Origin of the sequence: Paenibacillus sp. Root52, assembly GCF_001426865.1 — a bacterium.
Classification (GTDB): domain Bacteria; phylum Bacillota; class Bacilli; order Paenibacillales; family Paenibacillaceae; genus Paenibacillus.
On sequence record NZ_LMFO01000032.1, the window covers coordinates 117928 to 134143 of the forward strand.

Annotated in this window: 13 protein-coding genes; 9 read left to right on the plus strand and 4 right to left on the minus strand. The window is 45.4% G+C overall.

The features are described from left to right. The first annotated feature begins 324 nt into the window (after positions 1–324). On the plus strand, positions 325–2433 hold the full coding sequence (gene uvrC, locus ASD24_RS26755; protein ID WP_056702441.1) for an excinuclease ABC subunit UvrC: 2109 nt from the start codon (positions 325–327) through the stop codon (positions 2431–2433). Here the strand turns inward: uvrC and ASD24_RS26760 are convergent. After that, positions 2402–4099: a CPBP family intramembrane glutamic endopeptidase gene (locus tag ASD24_RS26760; protein WP_056702444.1), complete on the minus strand. Its 1698-nt coding sequence runs from the start codon at positions 4097–4099 to the stop codon at positions 2402–2404. The two genes, uvrC and ASD24_RS26760, sit on opposite strands and share 32 nt — an antisense overlap. A gap of 398 nt (positions 4100–4497) precedes the next feature. Here ASD24_RS26760 and ASD24_RS26765 point away from each other — a divergent pair, with 398 nt between their 5' ends. Then, positions 4498–5838, plus strand: coding sequence for a TrkH family potassium uptake protein (locus ASD24_RS26765; protein ID WP_056702447.1), 1341 nt, complete (start codon positions 4498–4500; stop codon positions 5836–5838). A 17-nt stretch (positions 5839–5855) separates the two neighbouring features. Then, complete coding sequence (locus ASD24_RS26770) at positions 5856–6527, plus strand: potassium channel family protein (protein ID WP_056702450.1); 672 nt, start codon at positions 5856–5858, stop codon at positions 6525–6527. Between the two features lie 156 nt (positions 6528–6683). On the opposite strand, the gene ASD24_RS26775 is transcribed toward ASD24_RS26770, so the two are convergent. Beyond that, a complete protein-coding gene (locus ASD24_RS26775; RefSeq protein ID WP_056702453.1) occupies positions 6684–7607 on the minus strand; it encodes a LysR family transcriptional regulator in 924 nt (307 codons plus the stop codon). Positions 7608–7961: 354 nt separating this feature from the next. Here ASD24_RS26775 and ASD24_RS26780 point away from each other — a divergent pair, with 354 nt between their 5' ends. The 6 genes from ASD24_RS26780 to ASD24_RS26805 all read left to right on the plus strand — a co-directional run bounded on the left by ASD24_RS26780 (position 7962) and on the right by ASD24_RS26805 (position 14114). Then, on the plus strand, positions 7962–8630 hold the full coding sequence (locus ASD24_RS26780; protein ID WP_056702455.1) for a succinate dehydrogenase cytochrome b558 subunit: 669 nt from the start codon (positions 7962–7964) through the stop codon (positions 8628–8630). A 42-nt stretch (positions 8631–8672) separates the two neighbouring features. Continuing rightward, positions 8673–10415, plus strand: coding sequence for a succinate dehydrogenase flavoprotein subunit (gene sdhA / locus ASD24_RS26785; RefSeq protein ID WP_056702457.1), 1743 nt, complete (start codon positions 8673–8675; stop codon positions 10413–10415). A 216-nt stretch (positions 10416–10631) separates the two neighbouring features. Continuing rightward, complete coding sequence (gene sdhB, locus ASD24_RS26790; RefSeq protein WP_056702459.1) at positions 10632–11396, plus strand: succinate dehydrogenase iron-sulfur subunit; 765 nt, start codon at positions 10632–10634, stop codon at positions 11394–11396. A 172-nt stretch (positions 11397–11568) separates the two neighbouring features. After that, on the plus strand, positions 11569–12516 hold the full coding sequence (locus ASD24_RS26795; protein WP_056702462.1) for a metallophosphoesterase: 948 nt from the start codon (positions 11569–11571) through the stop codon (positions 12514–12516). Between the two features lie 43 nt (positions 12517–12559). Further along, the gene (locus ASD24_RS26800) at positions 12560–13309 is read left to right on the plus strand and encodes a metallophosphoesterase family protein (RefSeq protein ID WP_056702467.1); all 750 of its coding nucleotides are present in this window, start codon (positions 12560–12562) and stop codon (positions 13307–13309) included. Positions 13310–13472: 163 nt separating this feature from the next. Further along, positions 13473–14114, plus strand: a complete 642-nt coding sequence (locus ASD24_RS26805) for a GNAT family N-acetyltransferase (RefSeq protein WP_056702472.1) — start codon at positions 13473–13475, stop codon at positions 14112–14114. A gap of 262 nt (positions 14115–14376) precedes the next feature. Here the strand turns inward: ASD24_RS26805 and ASD24_RS26810 are convergent, their stop codons facing one another. Next, complete coding sequence (locus ASD24_RS26810; protein WP_056702474.1) at positions 14377–15186, minus strand: histidinol-phosphatase; 810 nt, start codon at positions 15184–15186, stop codon at positions 14377–14379. Between the two features lie 31 nt (positions 15187–15217). Continuing rightward, positions 15218–16120: a LysR family transcriptional regulator gene (locus ASD24_RS26815; protein WP_056702477.1), complete on the minus strand. Its 903-nt coding sequence runs from the start codon at positions 16118–16120 to the stop codon at positions 15218–15220. Positions 16121–16216 lie beyond the last annotated feature (96 nt).

Consider the following 16216-nt stretch of genomic DNA (forward strand, 5'->3'; position numbering starts at 1 on the left):
ATATGCCGGGGGCGTTTTGCGTCGAATGCTATCATATAGGACAATATAAAGTATACTATTCATTATGAGTGCGTGTTCAAAAAGGGTGGTTTTCAGTACCAAGAAGATGGGATGAAGATAGAAATGGAGTAGCGGAGCGTAGGCAAGACTACGTGAGCAACCACATGTTTCCGAAGGAAACAAGCTGCGTAAGCATCCACTTATTTCGGCTGAATTCCATATTCGACGCTGATCATGCCGTTAGGCATGCTTCGTAATCAAAAGCGGACTTTTTAAACAACCTCTATAAAAGGTACTTTTCGGGGAAGGAGGATTCACAGAGTAATGGACGGATTTATGACGGATTTACAAGAGCAAGAAAAAGCACTAGAGCAGATACGTCACAAGCTGGCGTTGTTGCCGGATATGTCTGGCTGTTATCTGATGAAGAACAGAGAAGGTACGATTATTTATGTAGGTAAAGCGAAGGTTCTGAAGAACCGGGTTAAGTCTTATTTTATGGGTAGTCATAATGGTAAAACGCAGCGCCTTGTATCTGAAATTCGCGATTTTGAATACATCGTAACTGGCAGTAATATGGAAGCACTTATTCTAGAGTGTAATCTCATCAAGAAGCATATGCCGCGATATAACGTATTGCTTAAAGATGATAAGACCTTTCCTTACCTCAAAATTACGAATGAAAAGCATCCACGGCTTGAAGTAACACGACGGGTGCTCAAAGATAAAGCCAAATATTTTGGGCCGTATCCCAACTCGTACGCGGCACATCAAACGAAAAAACTATTGGATCGGATGTATCCATTACGTAAATGCGGAGTGATGCCGAAGGAGGTCTGTCTCTATTTTCACATGGGTCAATGTCTTGCACCTTGTGTGGAGGAAGTTGGCAAAGAGCAGTATGATCAGATCTCGCAGGAGATTGGTTCCTTCCTAAGCGGTGGGCATGAAGAGATTAAGAAGGATCTACAGCGCAAAATGCAGGAGGCAGCTGAGGATCTGTATTTTGAACGGGCTAAAGAGTTGCGTGATCAGGTTATTGCCATTGATGCAATTATGGAAAAACAGAAGATCACCATGGCGGACGCCAGAGACCGTGATGTATTTGGTTTTGCTATTGATAAAGGCTGGATGTGTGTCCAGATTTTATATATGCGTCAGGGTAAGATGATCGAACGTCACGTATCCACTTTTCCGTTTTATGGTGAAGCGTACGGTGATTTCATGTCCTACGTGACTCAGTATTACAGCGATAACCCGGCATTACCGCAAGAGATTTTATTGCCTGACATGCCTAAAGACCTGGAAGTGGCTGACAATGTTCAGAGCGAGGCTGACTCCGAAGCGGTGAGCTCTGCGGCAGTAACCACGGAGATGACAGAGGAGAGCACACAGTGGCAGGTGAACACCGATGAACCTCTTGTGGCAGAAACGTCAGCAACCTATGAAACTAATCTGGAGCCAGCACAGAATCAGTCAGTGCTAGAAGAGTCAACGGATTCTACGGAAGGTTCCGAGCATAACGAATTGGAGTCAAATTCCGCAACGCGAGAATTGCAGCCCGCAGGTTTGGAAGAGCCAGCTCAGGCAGCTGCTGCGTTACAAGAATGGCTCGAGATTAAGGTTCACATTCCGCAACGCGGATTGAAACGGCAGATGATTACGATGGCTGTGGACAATGCACGCGTGGCGTTAGAAGAGAAATTCAGATTAATCGAACGTAACGAAGAGCGGACATCCAAAGCTTCAGAAGGTCTAGGTCGCTGGATCGGGCTGGATCAGTTACGCCGAATCGAAGCGTTTGATAACTCGAACATTCAAGGAACCAATCCGGTTTCCGCTATGATTGTGTTTACAGATGGCAAACCGGATAAGAAGGAATACCGTAAGTACAAGGTTCGTTCGGTTGAAGGTCCCGATGATTATGAGACGATGAGAGAGGTTATTCGTCGTAGATACGAACGGGTATTGAAAGAGAACCTGACTCAGCCTGATCTAATCGTAGTGGACGGAGGTAAAGGACAGATCTCTGCTGCAGTGGATGTGCTGGAGAACGAATTAGGGTTATTCATTCCTGTATGCGGTCTGGTGAAGGATGCCAAACACAAAACATCACAACTGATGATTGGCAATCCACCGGAGGTTATTTCATTACCGCGAGATAGCCAAGAATTTTATTTGCTGCAACGTATTCAAGAAGAGGTTCACCGATTCGCCATCTCGTTCCACCGAGAGCAACGTGGCAAATCAATGGTAACTTCACGTCTGGATTCCATTCCGGGCATTGGAGAGAAAAGACGTAAGCTTTTACTCAAGCACTTCGGCTCTTTACGTAAAATAAAAGAGGCCAGCGTCGAAGACTTCCGGCCTCTATCTATTGGTGATAAGCTGGCACAACAGATTATTGCAGCACTTCGTGATGAGGAGTCGTGACATACGGCTTCTCTTTTTTGTTTGGATTACATTTATAGATGATATAACCCACGATTGCAGGAAGTACAATCCAGAAGATACCTGCCGAAACATTGAATGCATCGCCCATGAAGACAAGGCTTAGACCCATCAAGAGGCTGTTGAATATCACATGGCTGAAGACAACCGCGATAAAGCCATGACGTAGCATAATGAAACTGAACAGGAGTCCGATAACAGTTAATTCAATTGGACGTGTAATAACCGGATAGATCGGATACAAGGTATGTCCCAACGCCCAGATAATGGTCGGAATGAGACAAGCGATAAAGGTGTTGCGCACGATCTTCTGCATCATGCGGATACCGAATAAACGATAGACGGTCTCTTCTCCGATCCCTGCCATCCAAGCCATGATTGGGAAGAGCCATGCATAGCTCATATTGTATGTGGATTGATCAGCAGATGTGGTTGACCAGGTTCCAATACTCCGCTCTAAGATAAAGAAGAGAATGGACTGCACGCCAAGCAAGATCAGGGCCCAGAGATAACCTGTATACATACTGTGAAGTACATATTTACCATATCCCGGTTCTTTGGCACGAGGCCAAGGGTTCAGCCCGATTTTTCTCCACATTCCATCACCCGCAACGAGCGATAGATAGATCGTGGCACTCATGACGAGTGTGATTCCAATCTGAAAGAACATGAGGAAGCTGAGCATGAAGCTGTTTAATCCTTGAGATTTTAAGAGTGGCAGCATGTTCAACGTACCAATGACGGAAGCTGCAAAGTAAATCAAGGATAAGATAATGCCTCTCTTAAATGAAGTGTGTGCTCTTGTTAGAATACTGTAGATGATCGCCAGTACGCCGAGTATAAACGTCAAAAATGCATAACCACCATACGTCATGTAGTTAGCCTGACGCGTCTGATCTTTTACATACTCGGTATGGGACTCAGGAACAGAGAACACAGCTTCAAAGGAACGAACCGCGCCACTTTCAAACGTAAAGTTTAACTCTAGATTGGAATCCCCGATTTGTTTATCTAAGTCCGTATATTTAAGTCCACCATCTCCGTCCTGTGTGTCTAACTGGAGCTTGGGAATTTCATATCCGAATTCGGTGAGTATACCTGATGCAAGACGTTCTTTCTGTTCTAAAGATATATTTCCTTCAGCCACACGAATGGTCGCATTGCGTTTCTGTTGATCTTCTTCAACATTAGCCGAAGCGTAGAGGGAAGAAGGAAGCTCGCGGGTAAATCCGACCACTTTGCCAGTCTTCATATGTACGTCGACATTTAAGTAACCGCCTCGATCGTTATCTACCAAACGTACGCGGTATACATCATAAGGGTAGGTAGTCTCCCATTGCTTATTGTAAGCATCTAATTGCTTCGTTTTGGTCATATAACCGTATATATCCGAATGGGTCTGGTACGTTACCAGAGGCTCTTCCTCACTGCTAGGAAGGGTATAATCGGCTACGGAAGCTGCAAATGACCTTGCTGACTGAGTTGCTTGTTCCTTGCTTATAACGGGTGTGGACGTGATGTCTGTCGTTTGAGATGAGGTAGCTGGAAAAATCTGAAAAACGAAAAACAGAATCAGGCCGATCGCCGCAAGCAACCCTAAACGCTTAAAGTTCGCTTTGAGTTCTAAAGGCTGCCCTAAGGGATTCATTTCGTATATTTCCTCCTTTGTTAATATGGATATTAAAGTAAAGATATCACAGCCGAAGCCTTGAACGCCAATAAGGAAACAAGAAGCTGTGTAAATCATTGAAAATGAATGAAAATGATCGAAATAATCAGATCAATCCATCCCGATATCTGAGTTTTTCCCTTTTTGGCGAAATTCGATGCTATTTACTCAAAAATCGTTTTGTTTGCAAACGTCCGAGCGATTATAATTTTTGAAGCAAATGTGTAACAATCCGCATGTCTGCAACGTATTAAGGGAACGAATACAATATAGTTCAACATCTATGTATACGTTAAATCCATACGAATCATACCGTTTAGGTTGAAACTCCACATGGTGGAGTTGTTTTCATTTTAGTAGAGGTGGATGATCCATAAGTGAAATTAAATGTTCAATGGTTGCACCTATCCCCGCCTCGAATTCTGGTGCTCGGCTTCGCCGGGATCATTCTGCTAGGAACATTACTGTTGATGCTTCCAGTATCGAGTCAGAGCGGGGAAAGCCTTCCTTTTATTGATGCACTATTCACCGCAACATCAGCCGTATGTGTGACTGGGCTGGTAGTTGTAGACACAGGCACTCATTTCTCCGTGCTTGGGCAAGTCATTATAGCTTTGTTGATCCAGATCGGTGGACTCGGCTTCATGACGATGGCTACACTCGTGGCAATTGCATTTAAACGTAGAATTTCTTTGCGAGAACGGCTCATTTTACAAGAAGCAATGAACCAGAACACGATGGAAGGTATTGTACGGCTTATTCGCAAAGTCGTGGCGTATTCCCTCATTATTGAAGTGGTATGTGGCACATTATTCGCGATTCGTTGGTCATTTGATATGCCGCTGGGTCAAGCCATGTATTACGGATACTGGCATGCGATATCGATGTTTAATAACGCAGGCTTTGATATGTTTGGTGATTTTCGCAGTTTGACGAGTTATGTCTATGATCCGTTGGTGAACTTTACGGCAATGTTCCTGATTATTTCAGGGGGAATTGGCTTTGTGGTATTGTCCGACCTGATTGATTACCACAAAACACGTAAGATCTCGTTGCACTCCAAGGTTGTACTGTTAACGACGGGTCTACTTATTATATTGGGAGCTTTAGTGATCTTTGTCTTCGAATTCAACAATCCGCGAACACTTGGTGGGCTGAATTGGGGTGGCAAAATTCTCGGTTCGTTCTTTCAATCGGTCACACCTCGAACAGCTGGTGCTAATACGGTGGATATTGCCGGCTTGAGGCAGGCTACGCAATTTTTCATGATTATATTAATGTTTATTGGGGCATCCCCTGGTTCAACAGGGGGCGGAATTAAGACAACTACGTTCATGATTATGATCGGTGCGGTGATTGCCATGATGCGTGGTCGGGAGGATATCGTCTTCTTTAGATACAGGCTAGTGCAGGAGCGGATCTTCAAAGCACTTACGATCACACTGCTTGCGCTGCTGCTCATTATAACGGTAACGATGATACTGAGCACCACAGAGGATAGTAGTTTCTTAATGATTTTATTTGAGACGACATCGGCCTTTGGCACCGTAGGTTTATCCATGGGACTTACACTGAAGCTGACCACATTTGGCAAGTTATTAATTTGTTTTACCATGTTTGCAGGTCGACTCGGGCCGATTACGCTAGCGTATGCACTTGGACAGAAAAAGGGTAAGGAGTTATACAGGTACCCGGAAGGCAAAATGATTATTGGATAAGGGGTTCGTGAAGAACGATGAAAAAACAGCAGTTTGCAGTGATTGGGCTTGGACGGTTTGGCTCCAGCTTGGCACAGGAATTAATGGAACTTGGTTATGAGGTTCTCGGTATTGACAAAAACGAAGAGGTTGTCGAAGATATCAGTGAATTGGTCACGCATGCCGTTGTAGCTGATGCAACAGATGAGGAAGTGCTGCGCTCCCTCGGAATCCGGAATTTCGACTGTGGTATCGTAGCCATTGGGGACGATATTCAGACAAGTATCCTGACTGCGATTTTGTTAAAAGAACTGGGTGTAAAAACGGTGGTGGCAAAAGCTATTTCTGTTCTTCATGGCCGTGCGCTGGATAAACTCGGCATCGACCGTGTCGTGTATCCTGAACGGGATATGGGAGTGCGGGTTGCCCATCAGCTGGTTACACCGAATCTGCTGGATTACATCGAGCTATCCAATAACTACAGCATTGTTGAAATGAAAGTTCCTGACTGCCTGCATAATAAGACGCTGTCCTCACTGAATGCGCGTGTGCGCTTTGGATGCAGCATTGTAGCGTTGCAGAAGGAGGCAGGCGTTATCATCGCTCCTACGGCGCTAGACTCCCTCCACACTGGGGACATTATGGTTATTATCGGTACCAACGACAATATCGAGCGCTTTGAAGAAGAGGTAATTAGCCAGGAGGATTAGGATTACCCCATGGCTGTGACTAACACATTGATGTGACGAAGGATACAAATGATTGAAATGTAACTATAGCGATTGCCTTGGTCGTTGGAGATGTTAAAAGAATGATTCGGTTTGGTAAATGGCTTTCGTGATTAGGTGAAATAGGATACATGGAAACTAAGGCGTCGTTGTTCTCTTAGAGGATAGCGGCGTCTTTGCTGTAAACAGCGCAGCCGTTTCTTTTACCCACTGTCTGGATGTCTTGCTGAGATCTTCCTTGTGTCCATAGATCATGCTCGTGGTTCGCCTAGTCTGCTGCAACTCAGGTAGATAAACAGATACCAGGTCGTTGTCCGCAAGCAGTTGGGGACGAAGATATGATTTGGGTAGAAGAGCAGCCGCTTTGCATGTAGGTAATAGACGCACGATCGCTTCGAAGGAATCGATCTCCATGCGAATATCAGGCATAACAGCACAGCGATGGAACAGATCGTCTGTTAGTTTACGATACCATGTACCTTTAGAGAAGGTGATCATCGGTAGCTCGTGTAAGTTCTCCATCTCTGCTTCACGCCCAGACAACGGATGAGTTAGCGGCACAACAAGCTCTAGATGGTCGTCAAAGAGCGGAATGCAGTTTAATCCTGTTTCATTAATGGAAGAAGCAACAATACCAACATCGGCTTTTTTATCACGGACAAAAGAGACAATCTCATGGGTTTTACCTGTTAACAGCTTAAGCTCTGCGTTTGGATGTTTCTCCATAAATGCATTGACCAGAGGGGGTAACGTCGTTTGAAGTGTAGTTAGGCTGGCTCCTAGAGTGATGGTGCTCTGTTCCTCGTCTTTGTACTGGGCAAGCATGTTTAGAAACTTCTGTTGTTGCTGTTTCTGCTCAACGGCAAAAGTATAGGCGAGCTGCCCCACGCTAGTTAATTCAAGCCGTTTACCCCGACGATGAAAGAGAGCTACTCCGAGTTCGTCCTCTAATTTAGCAATTTTACGAGATAAGGCAGGCTGTGATAGGTTCAACAGCTTGGATGCACGGTTTAGACTCGATTGTTCCACGACCGCTGCAAAGGCGTTTAAGTCCTCAAACATAGACGCTAACCTCGCTTCCATTTCAGATGTCTTTACGTCTGATTTCTTGTGCTTATTGAAGGTAAGATCTGTCTTTGCGATTAAGCGTGATGCGTATCCTTGAAAAAAGATTTTCGATGATGTATATGATACTCGTCCAATGTTTCAATGCTTATACCTATAGGTTATAACAATTAATAATTATATTGCAATTCCCTTATAAGAAAAAAAAGAGTAACATGAATTGTGACACAAGTTGTTCACACCTGACGAAAACGGAACAATTTGTCGAACCTTTCCCACAGGAAAGGTTTGTGTGTGATAGTGAACTAATTTATGAAAACGTTGTATTTAGCGAAAGGGGATCGACATTTTATGAAAGGGTTTTACTCCAGAAAGCTGCACTCCTTGCTCGGCGTCATTCCGCTCAGTTTGTTTTTTCTTGAGCATTTGGTGACAAACTTCACAGCAGTTGAAGGCGGCACAGAAGGGTTTTACAAAGCTGTTGCATTTCTGAATGGCTTGCCTCTTGTTATTGTTATTGAGGCTACACTCATTTGGCTGCCGTTGTTCTTTCACGGTGTTTACGGTCTTTATATTGCCTATCAGGCCAAACCTAACGTGGGTAGGTACGGCAATGAACGTAACTGGCGCTACACGTTGCAGCGGATCAGTGGTGTCATTACGTTTGTATTCGTTATCTGGCACGTATGGGAGACGCGTGTACAAATTGCGCTGGGTAACGTAACACATGAAGAGATCGGCGGCGTCATTCATGATGCTGTGACGAACCCGATAACCTTTGCTATATATATGATCAGCGTGGTTGCGGCGTCATATCACTTTGCCAATGGCCTGTGGTCTTTCCTCGTTAGTTGGGGGATTACAGTTGGTCCGCGTGCGCAGCGTGTATCCTCTTACGTATGCATGAGCTTGTTCGGTATTGTTTCTATCATGTTTATTGCTTCATTATTTGCTTTCCGTAGCATTGATTTCCAAGTTGCAACTTCAATGATTGACGCAGTTAAATCAGTTCTGATTTAAGCATTTAGCTATAAATGCTGACTTATAAAGGAGTGAACAACAATGGCATCATCTAATGTAATTATTGTGGGCGGCGGTCTCGCAGGTTTGATGGCGGCGATCAAATCGGCTGAAGCCGGAGTTCATGTTCATTTATTTTCACTAGTACCCGTTAAAAGATCTCACTCCGTGTGTGCCCAGGGCGGCATCAACGGTGCGGTAAATACCAAAGGTGAGGGAGATTCTCCTTGGGTACACTTTGACGATACGGTATACGGCGGTGACTTCCTGGCGAACCAGCCTCCAGTTAAGGCGATGTGTGAAGCAGCGCCAGGCATTATCCACTTGATGGACAGAATGGGCGTTATGTTTAACCGGACACCGGAAGGTTTGCTAGATTTCCGTCGTTTCGGAGGTACGAAGCATCACCGTACAGCATTCGCAGGAGCAACAACAGGACAACAGTTGCTGTATGCTCTAGACGAGCAGGTGCGTCGCTGGGAAGCAGCGGGGCTAGTTACGAAGTATGAAAACTGGGAATTCCTACAGGCTGTTATCGATGATGAAGGTGTGTGCCGAGGCATTGTAGCACAAGACCTGAAAACGATGAAGGTTCAGACCTTCCCGGCCGAAGCAGTTATTCTTGCGAGCGGTGGCCCAGGCATCATTTTCGGAAAAACAACCAACTCCGTAATTAACACAGGTACAGCGGCAAGTGCCGTGTATCAACAAGGCGTAAATTACGCAAACGGTGAGTTCATTCAGATTCACCCAACGGCTATTCCGGGTGATGACAAGCTCCGTCTTATGTCAGAATCTGCACGTGGTGAAGGTGGGCGGATCTGGACATACAAAGACGGTAAGCCATGGTACTTCCTTGAAGAGAAGTATCCATCCTATGGTAACCTTGTACCGCGTGACATCGCGACTCGTGAGATCTTCAGCGTCTGCGTAGATATGGGTCTGGGAGTCAACGGCGAGAACATGGTATACCTCGATCTGTCTCATAAAGATCCCAAAGAGCTGGATGTGAAGCTCGGCGGAATTATCGAGATCTATGAGAAGTTCATGGGTGACGATCCACGTAAAATCCCAATGAAAATCTTCCCGGCAGTCCACTATTCCATGGGCGGTATGTGGGTAGATTACAACCAAATGACTAATATTCCGGGACTGTTTGCAGCCGGTGAGTGTGAGTATCAATACCACGGAGCGAACCGACTTGGTGCGAACTCTCTGGTATCGGCCATTTACGGTGGTATGGTTGCTGGGCCAAAAGCGGCAGAATATATCAAAGGACTTAAAAAATCGTCTGCCGATATTTCTTCCTCCGTCTTCGATAACTATACGAAACAACAAACGGATAAATACGAAGGCATCATGAAGATGCAAGGTAATGAGAATGCTTACGTTATTCATAAAGAGCTTGGCGAGTGGATGACAGCCAACATGACGGTTGTGCGTTACAATGACAAGCTTGAAGCAACCATTGGCAAGATCAAGGAATTGAAACAGCGTTATAGCAAAATCAATATGTATGACACTTCAGGTTGGAACAACCCTGGTGCGGCATTTACCCGCCAATTGTGGAACATGCTTGAATTGGCTGAAGCCATGACGCTGGGCGCATTGCTGCGTAACGAAAGCCGCGGCGCGCATTACAAACCTGAGTTCACGGAACGTAACGATGAGGAATTCCTCAAAACGACCATCGCAAGCTGGTCGAAGGAAGGTCCACAAATCTCGTACGAGCCGGTAGACGTGTCCCTGATCCCACCACGGATCCGTGACTACTCCAAAGATTAATAAGTAAAGTTAACACCTTAACGGAGAAGACAGAAGAATACTGAAGAAGCGAAGCGCTCGCCTTTATCCCCGGATTTTAACCCTGTTAAGGTGAATCAAGAAATCTGGGGATAACAGCGATCGGAAGGATCTTCTGTTGGCGGAGTGGCTACGTGTAACATGTTGGTCTTATAACGATAGCAATACAATCATCGTCACCAAGGAGGGGACTACGATATGGCGGAACCAGCAACAGCGAACAAAACCGTCAAGTTTATCATCACACGTCAGGATAGCCCAGAATCAGCTTCGTATAACGAAGAGTTCGAACTTCCGTACCGTCCCAATATGAATGTGATCAGCGCCCTGATGGAGATTCAGCGGAACCCTGTCAATACAGAGGGCAAGTCGATTGCTCCAGTATGTTGGGAATCGAACTGTCTGGAAGAGGTTTGTGGAGCATGCTCCATGGTGATCAACGGTAAACCGCGTCAAGCGTGTGCTGCATTGATCGATAAGTTGGAGCAACCGGTTCGTATCGAACCAATGAAAACATTCCCGGTGGTGCGTGACCTCGTCATTGACCGTAACCGGATGTTTAACGCCCTGAAACGGGTAAAAGCATGGATTCCAATTGACGGTACCTATGACCTTGGTCCAGGTCCGCGTATGCCAGAGAAGAAGCGTCAATGGGCATATGAATTATCCAAATGTATGACATGCGGTGTTTGTTTGGAAGCTTGTCCTAACGTGAATGAAAAGACAGACTTTATCGGACCAGCAGCACTTTCACAAGTGCGTCTGTTCAATGCTCACCCAACAGGTGAGATGAACGCCGAGGATCGTCTGGAAGCGTTGATGGAGGATGGAGGAATCGAGGGCTGCGGTAACTCGCAGAACTGTGTGCAATCCTGTCCTAAGGGCATTCCATTGACAACTTCTATTGCGGAAATGAACAAACAAACAACGAAGCATATGTTCAAACGTTGGTTGGGTGTATAATCGCAACTAATTCAGCTTTCAACCGAATATGAATAGATAAGAAGTCGTGTTCTCCGATCTTGGTTGTTTGGGGACATGGCTTCTTTTTGTAATGGGGCGAAGGAACCGAGCTTATGATGCAGAATATGCTATAATGAGGGGATGGATTGCGTGCGGAAGGAGGAGAGGGAACATGGCAAGGGTGCCGTATAAGAGCAATAAGGAAACGCCAATGAGGCGTGGAGTCGATAAGAATGAGACAGAGCAGCCCCTTTTTCCTGGTCAGGAAAAGGATCATGATCCCTCCCGGCGAAGTACAAAGTTACGGACAATTCTAATGACAGCTATCGCAACTGTGTTTACAGGTGGGTATGCGCTATGGGAGCCGCGACGTGTGGAAGTAAAGCAGGTGCAATTGAATCTCCCTAAACTTCCCAGTGCCTTTGATGGGTTGCGACTAATCCAGTTTAGTGATGCTCATATCGGGTTCCATACTGGCGTGAAGCAGATCGAGAAGCTGGCGGTTATGATTCAAGAACAGCAGCCGGATCTGATATGTTTTACGGGAGATATTGTGGAGCGAGATGCAGAACCTATGCGGGAGTGTATTCCGGCTCTGTCTTCCATGCATGCTAAGTTTGGGAAGTTTGCAATATTCGGTAATCATGATTACCGGGGAAAGCAGCAAGAAGAAGTGGAGAAGATGTTTGAGCAGGCTGGCTTCACCTTACTTCGGAATGCTCATGTAGTTATCCAACATCATGGGGATCAAATAGCTATCGTAGGATTAGATGATGCATTAACGGGCAAGCCTAATTTGGCTACAGCTACGGAAGGTCTGGATAAAGACATCTGGAAAGTGTTACTCATGCATGAACCCGACTATGCGGATAGAGCAGCTTCAAATGGTTTTGGGTTGCAGTTGTCTGGGCACAGCCACGGCGGTCAGGTTCGTTTTCCGTGGATTGGGGCATTATCTGCTCCTCGTGGTGCACAAAAATTTGTGCAGGGATTGTATTATGTCGGTTGGACAAAAATGCCGGTGTATGTGAATCGAGGGTTCGGAATGACCCATCTCCCCATTCGATTTTTGTGCAGACCCGAAGTCACTGTATTTCATTTGCAGAGTCATCAAACATAATAGACTACATGAATATGCAAGTTATGAATGGAGGTTAGCCAGGATGGAACGAATTGCGATTGTATCCGATATTCACGGCAATATGACGGCATGGGAAGCAGTATTGAACGATATTCGGAGTCGCGGGCTGAAGCGAATCTTTTGTCTTGGCGACCTCGTAGGCAAAGGGCCTGATCCAGTTCAGGTGGTTGATCAGGTGAGAGAAACATGTGAACAAGTCGTTCGGGGTAACTGGGATGAGCTGGTTGCCGTGAATCGGGATAATGAGAACTTTACTTGGCAAGCAGACAAGCTTGGGCAGGAACGACTGGACTATTTAGCGAATCTTCCATTTAGCCATCAATTCGAGTTAAGTGGTCGTACGATTCGATTGGTACACGCTTCACCACAAAGCGTATATCACCGCGTACAACCATGGGATGAAATGGACAAACGTATAGCGATGTTTGATGCCCCGGCGAATGAGCCTGAACTCGGACAGGCGGATATCGTAGGTTATGGCGACGTACACAATGCGTATCTACAGCACTTGAATGGAAAAGTTCTGTTTAATGTAGGGAGTGTGGGCAACCCACTGGATATTCCTCAGGCATCGTATTGTATTCTTGAGGGAGCGAGCAACGGAGATATAAACCAAGCCATTAATATTCAATTTGTCCGTGTTCCCTATGATATTGAGCAGGAAGTTCAAGTTGCACAACAAGCAGGGGTGCCAGCACTTGAGTTATACATTCGAGAGATTCGAACAGGTGTTTATCGTGGTTTACAGGAGAAAAGCATGACAGAGGAATAACAGCTTATCGCGTGTTGGCATAATAACGTAAGACGTGTAGGATCAACACGATATGTAGTCGTCCTTTTTGAATTGGATAATGCAAATATTATACTTCCGGATCATCTCCAGAGCATGCTTGTCTTACCGGACTCAAACCCGATAGGCAAAAGGAGCGATTGTCATGCTGACCCGAAAAATGCTAAGTCAGGGATTGCCTGTACTATGGACAGAACGCCTTGTGCTTCGATCGTTACGTCAGAATGATTTTGGCACATTGTCGGAATTGTTCTCCGATCCACAGATTATCCGCTATGTGAACAGGGGGAACCAGCCAACACCGGTTCGTGCCCGGCGATTATTGAATCAGATTCGTAGTAGTAGTGCGAAGCTTGAATCGCTACATTACGGGATATGTTGGAAAGGCAGAGAACCGCTCATTGGTATCATTTCGTTTCAGCATTGGAATGAACAGCAGGGTACAGCGCAGATTGGGTACATCGTGAGCAGATCTTGTTGGGGCTTAGGGATAGCTACGGAGGCGCTGCGACGGATGATTGAATTTGGTTTTAAGGAGCTAGACTTGTCGAAAGTGGAAGCGCGTTGTTACGAAGCTAATGTATCATCCGAGCGTGTATTACACAAAAGTGGTATGTCTTATGAACGGACGTTGCCTTCTTTTGGTTCAGTGGAGAATGGCGCCACCAGTGAAAGTGATACGTTGATGGACGTTAAAGTATACAGCATGTACAGAGAGCAACAGGTTCAAGTCATTATGGAGGATAACTTCCAGACCGTGGTCTTCGACAAGCCTCAGGTGACATAGAATAAGATAATTGAAACATCTCATTTGTACTTCAAATAATTTGTTACACAAATGAAATATAGCTGCAATTGAACTCTAACAGACAGCGGGTAAACTTATCTCATGACCCCCTTTTTGATAAATATATTATGCTGTTGGAACCCGTGCGAACGGGTTCATTTTTTTTGCTCTCATATAAAATCGATCACGACAAAATATAGAACCCCACTATGGAATGAGCTTCCATGTGGGGTTCTTGGCATGCTGTAAGCGGACTGTGTCATTATAAAGGAACAATTTGCATCTGTTTTTGTTTGAAATATACCCATTCTGTAAATCCAATCTCCAGCAAGCGAGTACGCACTTCTTCCAGCTCGTCCCCTACACGCTGAGGTTTGTGAGCATCTGATCCAAACGTTACTTTCACACCGTAGTGCTGGGCACGTTCGAGAATGGCATCTGAAGGGTACCAGCCTCCGCTAAGCTTTGTTTTGCCTGACGTATTAATCTCAATCGCTACGTTCGAAGCAGCAATCACCTGTAATGTCTCATCAATCGCCTCATCCGCGATAATATCGGAGAAGGAAGGGTAGTTGCCCTTCATTGCATCGATGTGACCTAAGATCTGAAACATTCCACTTTGAGCAGACTCCCGAATCAAGGAATAATAACTCTTTTTCACTTCCACTTTGCGAGCGTCGCTAAGTCCCTTCCACCGCGTCTTATTGAAGATGCTGACATCCTCGGTATGATGAACAGATCCAATAATATAGTCAAAAGGGTACTGCCCAAGCGTGTCGCGATACAGCTCCGCATGGATAGGGAAATAATCGGATTCAATGCCGAGTAATACGTCGATCTTTCCCGCATATTCTTGTTTCAGTGACAGGACTTCTTCGACATAGTTACGTAATTCCGATTTTGCCATTGCAATGCGCGGAAACGCCTGCTCCTCTTCACTGCCAAAGTACGGCGTATGGTCGGAGATACCGATAGCTTGAAGTCCTGCCTCAATACCTGCATCAATATAATCACGAATGTTACCGTCTGCATGTCCACAACGAAAATGATGTGTATGAAGATCAAATTTCATTAGAAATCCTTCCTTTCTCATAGCTCATTTGTCATTCAGAACTGATGAACTGCGTCTCAGGCATACCTTTTAGATCACTTAGAAATTGCTGCATGGCAGAGTTGAGATACCGGCTGGATTTGTAAATGACGCCGACGGGATGACTGACCTCTAGTTCACTTAGTGGGATCATTCGCAGCGTACCTTGCCGTAGCTCATGTGCGACAGATTGCTTAGATATCACAGCCGCTCCCAGATTGATCTCAACCATACGTTTAACTTCTTCACTACTGGATAACTCCATGACGATATTGGGTTGAATATCATACTTTTTGAACACAGCTTCTGTAAAACGTCGCCCCACAGTATCTGGGGACAATAGAATCAGCGGGGTGTTACGCAATACGTCCACGGCAGCGTGCTTTTGCTTTGCCAGGGGATGGGCAGGAGAAACGACGAGTTCAAACGTATCGTAATACAACACGGCGGTATTCAGATTCGGATTACGTTCCGTAAGATAACCGATACCAATGTCGACCAAACCATTTTCGACCTGAGTATAAATTTGTGAGGACGGTAGGGACTGAATGCTCGTTTTGATTAGAGGGAACTGATCCTGAAAGTAGGACAATACCCTTGGTAAAATTTGAATGGCGATGGATGTCGTTGTAGCGAGTACAATCCTTCCCTGCGGTGTTTCATCCAGATCGGATAGCTTCTGTTTCAATTCATCCACAATATCCAGCATGCGCTCAGCATGCTCCAGAAATACTTGGCCACGGTCAGTGAGTGTGACAGGTTGATTACGATCTACAAGAACGGTGTTGAATTCATCCTCCAGACTTTTGATCTGGGCAGAGACGGCAGGCTGAGTGAGATTCAGTAATTCTCCCGCTTTGCGGAAACTCATCGTTTTGGATATCGTAATCAGCGTCTCCAGTTGGCTGATATTCATGTATTTCCTCCTAGCGGGCAAAGTATCGACTACATATCAAGCTTGTGAGTGGAATCCGTAACGTTTCATAGTTCCGTTATCTTAAATTATAGGTGA

Coding starts and splice junctions, on each gene's coding strand:
- uvrC (WP_056702441.1), top strand. CDS start 325: ATGGACGGATTTATGACGGATTTACAAGAGCAAGAAAAAGCACTAGAG.
- ASD24_RS26760 (WP_056702444.1), bottom strand. CDS start 4,099: ATGAATCCCTTAGGGCAGCCTTTAGAACTCAAAGCGAACTTTAAGCGT.
- ASD24_RS26770 (WP_056702450.1), top strand. CDS start 5,856: ATGAAAAAACAGCAGTTTGCAGTGATTGGGCTTGGACGGTTTGGCTCC.
- ASD24_RS26775 (WP_056702453.1), bottom strand. CDS start 7,607: ATGTTTGAGGACTTAAACGCCTTTGCAGCGGTCGTGGAACAATCGAGT.
- ASD24_RS26780 (WP_056702455.1), top strand. CDS start 7,962: ATGAAAGGGTTTTACTCCAGAAAGCTGCACTCCTTGCTCGGCGTCATT.
- sdhA (WP_056702457.1), top strand. CDS start 8,673: ATGGCATCATCTAATGTAATTATTGTGGGCGGCGGTCTCGCAGGTTTG.
- sdhB (WP_056702459.1), top strand. CDS start 10,632: ATGGCGGAACCAGCAACAGCGAACAAAACCGTCAAGTTTATCATCACA.
- ASD24_RS26795 (WP_056702462.1), top strand. CDS start 11,569: ATGGCAAGGGTGCCGTATAAGAGCAATAAGGAAACGCCAATGAGGCGT.
- ASD24_RS26800 (WP_056702467.1), top strand. CDS start 12,560: ATGGAACGAATTGCGATTGTATCCGATATTCACGGCAATATGACGGCA.
- ASD24_RS26805 (WP_056702472.1), top strand. CDS start 13,473: ATGCTGACCCGAAAAATGCTAAGTCAGGGATTGCCTGTACTATGGACA.
- ASD24_RS26810 (WP_056702474.1), bottom strand. CDS start 15,186: ATGAAATTTGATCTTCATACACATCATTTTCGTTGTGGACATGCAGAC.
- ASD24_RS26815 (WP_056702477.1), bottom strand. CDS start 16,120: ATGAATATCAGCCAACTGGAGACGCTGATTACGATATCCAAAACGATG.